Here is a 10,632-nt window from a genome sequence, read left to right as displayed (position 1 = left end):
ATCCAAGACCCCGGACGTGCGACATCCAATTATCACAGAAGGGCACCGGGGCTGACCCGTGGTGGCGCGTACGGCCCGTCAGGCGTCGCCGGGCGTCCCGCTCTCGGCGGGCGGCCGCGGTGCGGTCTCCGCGGCGCGTGCCGCGTCGACGTCGGTGGCGAGCGTGCCGAGGTACAGCTCGATCACCTTCGGGTCGTTCATGAGCTCGCGCCCCGGGCCCGAGTACGCGTTGCGGCCCTGGTCGAGGACGTAGGCGCGGTCGCAGATCTGCAGGGCCCGGCGGGCGTTCTGCTCGACGATCACGACGGACACGCCCGCCTTGTTGATGCGTCGCGTGCGCAGGAACGCCTCGTCCTGCCGCACCGGCGACAGGCCCGCGGAGGGCTCGTCGAGCAGCAGCACCGACGGCTCGGGCATGAGCGCGCGGGCCATCGCCACCATCTGCCGCTCACCGCCGGACAGGGCACCGGCACGCTGCTTGCGCCGCTTCGTGAGCTCGGGGAAGAGCGACAGGACGAAGTCGACCCGCTCGGCGAACTTCCCGGGCGCCTGGTACACGCCCATCTGGAGGTTCTCCTCGATGGTCAGGCTCGGGAAGACGTTGTTCGTCTGCGGCACGAAGCCGACGCCGCGCTGCACGAGCGCGTCCGCGCGCAGGTTCGTGATGTCCTCGCCCTGCAGGGTCAGCCGGCCCTCGCGGATGCCGACGAGCCCGAACAGCGCCTTGAGCAGCGTCGACTTGCCGGCGCCGTTCGGGCCGATGATCCCGACGAGCTCGCCCGGGTGCAGCACGAGGGAGCATCCGTTGAGGATGTTGACGCCGGGCAGGTAGCCGGCGACGAGGTCGTCGGCGTGCAGCAGGGGCTCGCCCGCGGGCGCCCCCCGGTGCACGACGGGTGCGGTGGTCTCGGTCACGACTTCCTCTCCTCCGCGGAGATCTCGGCGTCGGCCTCGGCCTCCGCCTCCGCGTCGATGGTGCCGCCGTCCTCGAGCAGCGCGTCGTCACCGAGGTCGGTGTCGTGGTGCGCCCCCAGGTAGGCGTCGATGACGGCCTGGTCGGCCATGACCTCTCCCGGGGGACCCTCGGCGACGACCTGGCCCTGTGCCATGACGACGACCCAGTCCGAGATGTGCCGGACCATGTGCATGTCGTGCTCGACGAAGAGCACCGTCGTGCCCGAGTCGCGCAGGTCGGTGATGTGCCCCAGGAGCGACTGCGTGAGCGCGGGGTTCACGCCGGCCATGGGCTCGTCGAGCATGACGAGCGCGGGGTCCGACATGAGCGCGCGCGCCATCTCGAGGAGCTTGCGCTGGCCGCCGGACAGCGAGCCGGCGAAGTCGTCCTTCTTCGTGTCGAGCTTGAACCGCTCGAGCAGCGCCATCGCCTTGTCGGTGATCTCGCGCTCGCGCGGCGCCCACAGCGGCTTCACGAGCGCCGTGAACAGGTTCTCGCCCGGCTGCTCGCGCGCGCCGAGCCGCATGTTCTCCAGCACCGTCATGCGCGCGAGCGCCTTGGTGAGCTGGAACGTGCGGACCATGCCGGACTTGGCGACCCGCGAGGCGGGCACGCCGCCGAGCGACGTCCCGTCGAACACCCACGACCCGGCGTCCGGCTTGTCGAAGCCGGTCATGAGGTTGAAGAAGGTGGTCTTGCCGGCGCCGTTGGGGCCGATGAGCGCGGTGATGACGTTGCGCTGCACCTCCAGGTGGGCGACGTCGACGGCGTTGACGCCGCCGAAGCTGCGCCGCACCCCGTCGGCGACGAGCAGCGCGTCCGGCTTCGCGACGCCGGGCGTCCGGGCGACCTGCCGGAGGCCCTGGCGGGCCCGGTCGACGACATCCTCAGCGGGCATTGATCGCCAGCTCCTTCTTGTCGCCCAGGATGCCCTGGGGTCGGAACACGATGAGCAGGATCAGCGTGATCCCGACGAGCACCCAGCCGATCTGCTCGACCTGCTGCACCGACAGCACGTCGGCCGGCACGGCGCCGCGCAGGAACCCGCGGACGAAGACGAGCGACCCCCAGAACAGCAGCGAGCCCAGCACGGGCCCGAGCACCGTCGCGGCGCCACCGAGCAGCAGGATCGTCCACGTGTTGAACGTGACGGGCCGCCCCAGGGAGTCGGCCTGCACCGAGCTCGCCAGCACGAACACGACGCCGCCGAGGGCACCGAACACGCCGCCGAGCACGAGCGCCTGCAGCTTGTACGAGTAGACGTTCTTGCCGAGCGAGCGCACGGCGTCCTCGTCCTCGCGGATCCCGCGCAGCACGCGGCCCCAGGGGCTGCGCACGAGGCGCCACACGAACAGGCACGCCAGCAGGACGAGGGACCAGCCGACGATGCGCAGCCACCAGCTGTTGGAGGCGTTGGTGGCGAGCGTGATCGGCCCGAGCGCCCAGCGCTCGTCCGGGAACGGCGACGCGTCCTGGAACGTGTTCTTGAAGCTGTTGCCGGTGAGGCCCTCGGAGCCACCGGTGACGTCGGTGAGCGCCGTCGACCGGCCGATGATGCGGATGATCTCGGCCGCGGCGATCGTGACGATCGCGAGGTAGTCGCCCCGCAGCTTCAGCGTCGGCAGGCCCAGCAGCAGCGCGAAGACGACCGCCGCGCCGATGGCGACGAGGAACGCGCCCCACAGGGGCACCCCGGCGATCGTCGAGACGGCGAAGCCGTACGCGCCGAGGAGCATGAAGCCGGCCTGGCCCATGTTGATCAGGCCTGTGAGGCCGAAGTGGATGTTGAGGCCGATCGCGGCGAGCGCGTACGCGATCGCCGTCGGCCCTGTCATCTCGTTGAGGACGTTGGTGAGCAGCTGCCCGAAGTCCATGGTGTCGACCTCCCGCTAGCCGATGCGCTCGGCGCGACCGAGGATGCCCTGCGGCCGGATGAGCAGGACGAGGATGAGGATCACGAGCGCGCTCGCGTAACGCATGTCGCTCGGCAGCACGATCGTCGACAGCTCGACGACCAGGCCGATGACGAGGGCGCCGACGACCGCGCCGAGCGGCGAGCCGAGGCCTCCGAGCGTGATCGCGGCGAACATCAGCAGCAGCAGCGTCGAGCCGAAGTTGAACCGCGTGGAGTTCAGGTACAGCGCGAGCAGGACGCCGCCGAGCGACGCGAGCGCCGCCGAGACGACCCACACGCCGCTGATGATCGACTCGACCTTGATGCCGGTCGCGGCGGCGAGGGCCGGGTTGTCGGAGACGGCCCGTGTCGCGCGCCCGATGCGGGTGCGGGACAGCGTCACGGCGACGGCCGCGAGCACGACGACCGCGATCGCCACGGACAGCAGCGACTGGCCGGAGATCTGCACCGGCCCGACCTGGATGCGCTCCGAGATGCCGGACACGATGGGTGCGGGCTGCGCGCCGTACACGAACAGGAACAGCGAGAGGCCGGCGAGCGCGAGCCCGATCGTGACGATCATCTGCTGCGTGATCCCGACGCCGCGGCGGCGCAGCGGCGCGAAGATGAACCGGTTGAGCAGCCAGCCGGCGAGGGCGCCGGCGGCGGTCGCGACGACCACCGCGAGCCAGAGCGGCAGGTCCCACCACTGGACGGCCATGAACGCCGTCATGCCGCCGAGCGTGACCAGCTCGCCGTGGGCGAAGTTCGACAGCCCCGTGGTGCCGTAGATGAGGTTGGCGCCGAGCGAGGCGAGCGCGAGGAGGACGCCGAACACGAGCCCGGCGAGGAGCAGCTGGGCGTAGCGGTTGGTACCCGCCCCGCCGGCCGTCGTCTCGGCGCCCTCGCCCGTCTCGTCGTCCGGCGCGGGGGTCGCGCCGTCGCCGTCCGCGGGGCCCTCGCTCGTCGCGCCGTCCGTCGGCGCCGGCGCGGGGCCGCTGTCGCCGCCCTCGGCGCCCGGCGGGACGACCTGGAAGATGCGGCCCGCGGAGCGGCCCAGGACGACCGCGACGGTCGCCGCGTTCGCCGCCGGGTCGCGCAGCACGGTCCCCCCGGGGAGCGTCGACTCGTCGACCGTGACCGTGTAGTCGCCCGCCTCCGTGATCGGCACCGAGGCGCGGCCCGCGGCGTCCGTGGTGGCCTCGGCCTCGGCGCCCCCGCCCTCGACCGTGAGCCGCACCCCGGCGACCGGGCCGGTGTCGGGGGAGGTGACGGTGACGTTGATGCACGCGGTGGCGTCGTCGGGGCTGCACGCTGTGGCCGCCGCGCGCGCCGGTGCCGCGACGACGGTGGTCGTCCACGTCATCAGCAGCAGGAGCAGCAGGAACGCCGCTCCGCGTCGCACGGCGACGGTCCGGTCCGGGCATGCGAGTGCTCGCACGGAGGACCTCCGTCCTTGGGGGTGAGGGGGCACGAGTGCTCGTGGGTCAGGGTCCGGCGCCCGGCCGGGTGGCAGGACGATAGGCAGGGATTGTGTCCTGTTCATTACGTGGACGCGAGCGTCTCGACGTTATCGGTGCGGCGCGTCGCCCTCGTGGCGGGCCCGACGTGGGCGGCCGTCCAGGTCCGTGCGCCCGGTCGCCCGCCCGGGGCTAGGCACGCGTCGCCCCGGTGGGCCATGATCGGTGCGGTGCCGGGCCCGGGGGAACCGGCACCGTCGTCCGTACCGCTCCACCGTCCCCGGGAGGCTCACCGTGCGGCCAGGCATCCAGGTCCGTCCGGCGCAGGCGCCGGACCTCGAGGCGCTCGTCGACCTCTGCCTCGAGGCCCGCGCGGAGGCCGGCGTCGGGATCCAGCTCTGCAGCGACGACCGGGGCCGGCTGCGCGAGCAGCTCGCGGTGCTCGGCTCGGTCGAGGGCGGCCGGGTGCTGGTCGCGACGTGCGACGGCGCGCCGGCGGGCCTCCTGCTCTGCCGGCTCATGGGCCCGGGCCTGTTCACGGACGCGACGGTGCTGGGCCTCGAGGCGGTCTTCGTCCGGCCGGGCCTGCGCCGGCGCGGCATCGGGCACGCCCTGCTGCAGGCCGCCACCGCGCTCGCCGACGAGGCCGGCGCGACCGAGGTGTACGCCGCACCGCTCCCCGGTGCCCGCGGCATGCAGCGGTTCTTCGCACGGCTCGGGTTCGCGCCCGCCGCGGCGCACCGGCACGTCTCCACCGCGGCGCTGCAGCGTCGGCTGAGCCAGGACGCGGGCGCCCTCGCCGGTGCCCGCGGCGCCGCCGCCCGTGGCCTCGAGGACCTCATCGAGCGCCGGCGCCGCGCCCGGGAGCGGGCCGGTGCGGAGCCGGCGGGCGAGGTGCGTCAGGTGCGGTCGATGAGCATGCACGTCAGGCGGGCGGTGCAGACCCGCCGCCCCTCGGGGTCCTCGACGACGACCTCGTAGGTCGCCAGCGACCGGCCGCGGTGCAGCGCGGTCGCGCGGCCCGTGACGGTGCCGGCACGCGCGGACCGGTGGTGGGTCGCGTTGAGCTCGATCCCCACGGCCGCACGCGCGGGCCCCGCGTGCGCCTGCGCCGCCAGCGAGCCGAGCGTCTCGGCGAGCGCCGCCGTGGCGCCCCCGTGCAGCAGGCCGTACGGCTGGGTGTTGCCCGCCACGGGCATCGTGCCGGTCGCGCCGTCGGCGTCGACGTGCGTGACGTCGATGCCCATGCGCTCGAGCAGGGTGCCCGCCACGGACGGCATCGCGAAGGCGGGGGCGGAGGAGGGGGCGGGGACGGCGCTGTCGGACATGGCCGCTAGGTTGGCACCGTGACCGCCGCACAGCCAGCGACCGCTCCCCGCCTCCTCCTCATCGACGGCCACTCGATGGCGTACCGGGCGTTCTTCGCGCTCCCCGTCGACAAGTTCGCGACGTCGACGGGGCAGCCCACGAACGCCGTCTTCGGCTTCACCTCGATGCTCGCGAACCTGCTCCGTGACGAGGAGCCGACGCACGTCGCGGTGGCCTTCGACGCCGGCCGCACGACCTTCCGCACCGAGCGGTACGAGGCCTACAAGGGCAACCGGGACGCGACGCCCGAGCCGTTCCGCGGGCAGGTCGACATCATCCGGCGGCTGCTCGCCACGATGCACGTGCAGGTCCTCGACAAGCCCGGGTTCGAGGCCGACGACATCCTGGCCACGCTCGCGGGCCGGGCGACCGCGGCGGGCATGCACGTCGCGATCTGCTCCGGCGACCGTGACGCGTTCCAGCTGGTGCGGCCCGAGGTCACCGTGCTCTACCCGGTGAAGGGCGTGTCGGAGCTGGCGCGCATGACGCCCGAGGCGGTGGAGGCCAAGTACGGCGTGCCGCCCGAGCGGTACCCGGACATCGCGGCGCTCGTCGGCGAGACCAGCGACAACCTGCCGGGCGTGCCGGGCGTCGGGCCCAAGACGGCGGCCAAGTGGGTGACGCAGTACGACGGCCTCGACGGCGTCGTCGCGCACGCCGACGCGATCGGGGGCAAGGCGGGGGAGTCGCTGCGGGCGCACCTCGCGCAGGTGCAGCTCAACCGGGAGCTCAACCGTCTGCTCGACGACCTCGAGCTGCCGGTCGGCCCCGAGGACCTCGCGGTGCGCCCGTGGGACCGCCAGGAGCTGCACACGATCCTCGACGAGCTGGAGTTCCGGACGCTGCGCGACCGTCTGTTCGCGATGCTCCCCGGGGACGAGGCGCGCGAGGAACGGGTCGCGACCGCCGCCGCGCTGGACCTCGTGGAGGTGGGGGCCGGCGGGCTGGCCGCCTGGCTCGAGGAGCGCGGCGACGCGCTGCTCGGGCTCGACGTGCGCGGCACCGGCAGCCCCGGCCGCGGCGACGCGTGGGGCGTCGCCGTCGCCGACGCGCAGGGCCAGGCGGTCGCGTACGACCTCACCGAGATCGGCCCCGAGGACGAGCGGGCGCTGGCCGCCTGGCTGGCCGACCCGGCGCGCCCGAAGGCGCTGCACGCCGCCAAGGAGGCGCGGCACGCGCTCGGGGGACGCGGGCTGCCGCTGGCCGGCGTCGCCTTCGACACCGAGCTCGCGGCCTACCTCTGCCAGCCGGACCGGCGTGCCTACGACCTGCCCGACCTCGCGATCGGCTACCTGCACCGCGAGCTCACGGCGGACGACGCGGCGGCCGCCGGCCAGGGCGCGCTGGACCTCGAGGTCGACGGTGCCGACGAGGGCCGCCGTGCGGCGGTGCGCGCCGCCGCCGTGCACGACCTCGTCGACGTCCTCGCGGCCGAGGTGGCCGACCGTGGCGCGACCGGCCTGCTCACGGACCTCGAGCTGCCGCTGCAGGACGTGCTCGCCCGCATGGAGCACACCGGCATCGCGGTCGACCACGCGTACCTGACGTCCCTCGAGCGGGAGTTCGACGCGCAGGTGCAGGCAGCCGCGGCCGACGCCTACGCGGTGATCGGGCGCGAGGTGAACCTCGGCTCGCCGAAGCAGCTGCAGGAGGTCCTCTTCGACCAGCTGGGCATGCCGAAGACCAAGAAGAACAAGACCGGCTACACGACGGACGCGGCCGCCCTCACCGACCTGTTCGCGCGCACGCAGCACCCGTTCCTCGAGCACCTGCTCGCGCACCGCGACGCGATCCGCCTGCGGCAGACCGTCGAGGGCCTGCTGCGCTCCGTCGGCACGGACGACCGCATCCGCACGACGTTCCAGCAGACCATCGCCGCCACGGGTCGGCTGTCGTCGGCGGACCCGAACCTCCAGAACATCCCCATCCGCACCGAGGCCGGACGGCAGATCCGGCGCGCGTTCGTCGTGGGGCCCGGGTACGAGACGCTGCTGACCGCCGACTACTCGCAGATCGAGATGCGCATCATGGCGCACCTGTCCGGCGACGAGGGCCTGATCGAGGCGTTCCGGTCGGGCGAGGACCTGCACAGCTACGTCGGCTCGCGCGTGTTCGACGTGCCGACCGACGAGGTCACCTCCGCGATGCGCTCGAAGATCAAGGCGATGAGCTACGGGCTCGCGTACGGCCTGTCGTCGTACGGGCTCTCGCAGCAGCTGTCGATCGAGGTCTCGGAGGCGTCGGCGCTCATGGCCGACTACTTCTCGCGGTTCGGCGGCGTGCGCGACTACCTGGGCGGCGTCGTGGCCGAGGCCCGTGCGACCGGGTACACCGCGACGATCCTCGGGCGCCGGCGCTACCTGCCCGACCTGACGAGCGACAACCGGCAGCGCCGCGACATGGCGGAGCGGATGGCGCTCAACGCGCCCATCCAGGGCAGCGCCGCCGACCTCATCAAGGTCGCGATGCTCGGCGTGGACGGCGAGCTGCGCCGCCGTGGCCTGACCTCGCGGATGCTCCTGCAGGTGCACGACGAGCTCGTGCTCGAGGTCGCCGCGGGGGAGCGCGAGGAGGTCGAGGCGCTCGTGCGCGAGCAGATGGGGCGCGCGGGGGACGCCGGTCCGGACGGCCCGCTCGACGTGCCGCTCGACGTGTCCGTCGGCGTGGGCGGCAGCTGGCACGAGGCCGGCCACTGAGACGTGCACCGACGGGTGCTTCCGTTGCCTCACGACCGCTGTCACCGTTCCGGGTGACAGCGGTCGTGGTTTCGGTCGACTTTCGACATCTCGCGGTGCGTGGTGCCTGGAATGTCGGTCTGATGTGCGCCAGAGTTGCGCCCTGCGGTGGCGACGTGGCCACCACGACCTGCGGAGGTGGCTGTGTCCGAGACCCGCCAGGAGACCGACTACCAGCGCGTCCAGCGCTCGCCCGAGTTCCAGGACCTACGCCGAAGGTTTCGGCGGTTCGTGTTCCCGATGACGGCGCTGTTCCTCGTCTGGTACTTCGTGTACGTCCTCCTGGCCAACTACGCCCACGACTTCATGAGCCAGCGCGTGGCCGGCAACATCACCGTCGGTCTGCTGTTCGGGCTGGGCCAGTTCGTCTCCACGTTCGCCATCACGATGATCTACGCGCGGTGGGCCAACAACCGGCAGGACACCGTCGCCGCGCAGCTGCGTGACGAGATCGAGCTGGGCACCGTCGGCGGCGCGGCCGCGGCCCGCGGCCCCGAGGGGAGCCCGGCATGAGCGGCACGGTCCTGGCGGGCGTCCTGCCCGCGGCGACGGCACCGGCGGAGCAGATCGGCGAGCCGGTCGTCAACATCGCCATCTTCGGGGCGTTCGTCCTCGTGACGCTCGTCATCGTCTTCCGGGCGTCGCGCAACAACCGCAGCGCGGCGGACTACTACGCGGCCGGCCGGTCCTTCACCGGGCCGCAGAACGGCACCGCGATCGCGGGCGACTACCTGTCGGCCGCCTCGTTCCTCGGCATCTGCGGCGCCATCGCGATCTACGGGTACGACGGCTTCCTCTACTCGATCGGGTTCCTGGTCGCGTGGCTCGTGGCGCTCCTGCTCGTGGCCGAGCTGCTGCGCAACACCGGTCGGTTCACGATGGCCGACGTCCTGTCGTTCCGCCTCAAGCAGCGCCCCGTGCGGATGGCCGCGGCGATCTCGACGCTGGCCGTCGTCTTCTTCTACCTGCTGGCGCAGATGGCGGGCGCCGGCGGGCTCGTCGCGCTGCTGCTGGGGCTCGACACCGTCGCGGCGCAGAGCGTCGTCATCGCGGTCGTCGGCGCGCTGATGATCCTGTACGTCCTCGTGGGCGGCATGAAGGGCACCACGTGGGTGCAGATCATCAAGGCGATCCTCCTCATCGCCGGCGCCGGGATCATGACCGTGTGGGTGCTCGCCCGGTTCGGCTTCAACCTGTCCGACCTGCTGCAGGGCGCGATCGACGTGGCGGGCGAGGGCGGCGAGACGCTCATCGAGCCGGGACGCCAGTACGGGGCCTCGGCGCTGACGCAGCTCAACTTCCTGTCGCTCGCGCTGGCGCTCGTCCTCGGCACCGCCGGCCTGCCGCACGTCCTCATGCGGTTCTACACGGTGCCCTCGGCCAAGGAGGCCCGCCGCTCGGTCGTCTGGGCGATCTGGCTCATCGGCATCTTCTACCTGTTCACGCTCGTGCTCGGGTACGGCGCCGGCGCGCTGGTCGGCCCGGAACGCATCGCGTCCGCCCCGGGACGCGCGAACTCCGCGGCGCCGCTGCTCGCGTACGAGCTCGGCGGGGTCCTGCTCCTCGGCATCATCTCGGCGGTCGCCTTCGCGACGATCCTCGCGGTGGTCGCCGGGCTCACGATCACGGCTGCTGCGTCGTTCGCGCACGACATCTACGCGTCGGTCATCAAGCGCGGCGAGGTGGAGCCCGACAAGGAGGTCCGCGTCGCCCGCATCACGGTCGTGGTGATCGGTGCGCTGGCGATCTTGGGCGGCATCTTCGCCAACGGCCAGAACGTGGCGTTCCTCGTGGCCCTCGCGTTCGCCGTCGCGGCGTCCGCGAACCTGCCGACGATCATCTACTCCCTGTTCTGGAAGCGGTTCAACACCGCGGGCGCCCTGTGGAGCATGTACGGCGGGCTGATCTCGTGCCTCGTGCTCATCGCCTTCTCCCCGGTCGTCTCGGGGAAGGTCGACCCCGCGACGGGGGAGAGCCTGTCGATGATCCGCGACACGTCCGTCGACTTCGCGCTCTTCCCGCTCGAGAACCCGGGCATCGTGTCGATCCCGCTGGCGTTCCTGCTCGGGATCGTCGGCACGCTGCTGAGCAAGGAGCAGCCGCACCCGGAGAAGTTCGCCGAGATGGAGGTGCGCTCGCTCACCGGCGCCGGCGCCGAGAAGGCGACGTCGCACTGACGCGACCGTGACCGCAGGTCCGCCCGCCCCGCGCCGCGGGGCC

The 10,632-nt window shown here is 72.8% G+C and carries 9 protein-coding genes; 4 read left to right on the top strand and 5 right to left on the bottom strand.

What is annotated here, in order from left to right; genetic code table 11:
- Window positions 1-78: 78 nt before the first annotated feature.
- The 4 genes from ACFUMH_RS16890 to ACFUMH_RS16875 are packed head-to-tail and all read right to left on the bottom strand — an operon-like array spanning window position 79 to window position 4,290.
- Complete coding sequence (locus tag ACFUMH_RS16890; protein WP_378208311.1) at window positions 79-915, bottom strand: ABC transporter ATP-binding protein; 837 nt, start codon at window positions 913-915, stop codon at window positions 79-81.
- Window positions 912-1,853, bottom strand: a complete 942-nt coding sequence (locus ACFUMH_RS16885; protein WP_378208307.1) for an ABC transporter ATP-binding protein — start codon at window positions 1,851-1,853, stop codon at window positions 912-914. The genes ACFUMH_RS16890 and ACFUMH_RS16885 overlap by 4 nt, the downstream gene beginning before the upstream one ends.
- On the bottom strand, window positions 1,843-2,829 hold the full coding sequence (locus ACFUMH_RS16880) for a branched-chain amino acid ABC transporter permease (protein ID WP_378208304.1): 987 nt from the start codon (window positions 2,827-2,829) through the stop codon (window positions 1,843-1,845). Before ACFUMH_RS16880 ends, ACFUMH_RS16885 begins: the two co-directional genes overlap by 11 nt.
- Window positions 2,830-2,844: 15 nt before the next feature.
- Window positions 2,845-4,290, bottom strand: a complete 1,446-nt coding sequence (locus tag ACFUMH_RS16875; protein WP_378208301.1) for a branched-chain amino acid ABC transporter permease — start codon at window positions 4,288-4,290, stop codon at window positions 2,845-2,847.
- A gap of 313 nt (window positions 4,291-4,603) precedes the next feature.
- On the opposite strand from ACFUMH_RS16875, the gene ACFUMH_RS16870 reads away from it, so the two are divergent.
- Complete coding sequence (locus ACFUMH_RS16870) at window positions 4,604-5,290, top strand: GNAT family N-acetyltransferase (protein WP_378208298.1); 687 nt, start codon at window positions 4,604-4,606, stop codon at window positions 5,288-5,290.
- Here ACFUMH_RS16870 and ACFUMH_RS16865 read toward each other — a convergent pair.
- On the bottom strand, window positions 5,209-5,637 hold the full coding sequence (locus tag ACFUMH_RS16865; protein ID WP_378208295.1) for a PaaI family thioesterase: 429 nt from the start codon (window positions 5,635-5,637) through the stop codon (window positions 5,209-5,211). The genes ACFUMH_RS16870 and ACFUMH_RS16865 overlap by 82 nt on opposite strands.
- An 18-nt stretch (window positions 5,638-5,655) precedes the next feature.
- Between ACFUMH_RS16865 and polA the strand changes: the two genes are divergently transcribed.
- The 3 genes from polA to ACFUMH_RS16850 all read left to right on the top strand — a co-directional run bounded on the left by polA (window position 5,656) and on the right by ACFUMH_RS16850 (window position 10,589).
- Window positions 5,656-8,373: a DNA polymerase I gene (gene polA / locus ACFUMH_RS16860; protein ID WP_378208292.1), complete on the top strand. Its 2,718-nt coding sequence runs from the start codon at window positions 5,656-5,658 to the stop codon at window positions 8,371-8,373.
- Between the two features lie 183 nt (window positions 8,374-8,556).
- Window positions 8,557-8,925, top strand: a complete 369-nt coding sequence (locus tag ACFUMH_RS16855; protein WP_378208289.1) for a DUF485 domain-containing protein — start codon at window positions 8,557-8,559, stop codon at window positions 8,923-8,925.
- On the top strand, window positions 8,922-10,589 hold the full coding sequence (locus tag ACFUMH_RS16850; protein WP_378208286.1) for a cation acetate symporter: 1,668 nt from the start codon (window positions 8,922-8,924) through the stop codon (window positions 10,587-10,589). The genes ACFUMH_RS16855 and ACFUMH_RS16850 overlap by 4 nt, the downstream gene beginning before the upstream one ends.
- Window positions 10,590-10,632: the final 43 nt, after the last annotated feature.

The organism is Cellulomonas sp. NPDC057328 (assembly GCF_042667215.1).
GTDB lineage: Bacteria > Actinomycetota > Actinomycetes > Actinomycetales > Cellulomonadaceae > Cellulomonas.
Note: the sequence above shows the minus strand (reverse complement) of the source record. Positions and strands in the feature narration are given on the sequence as shown.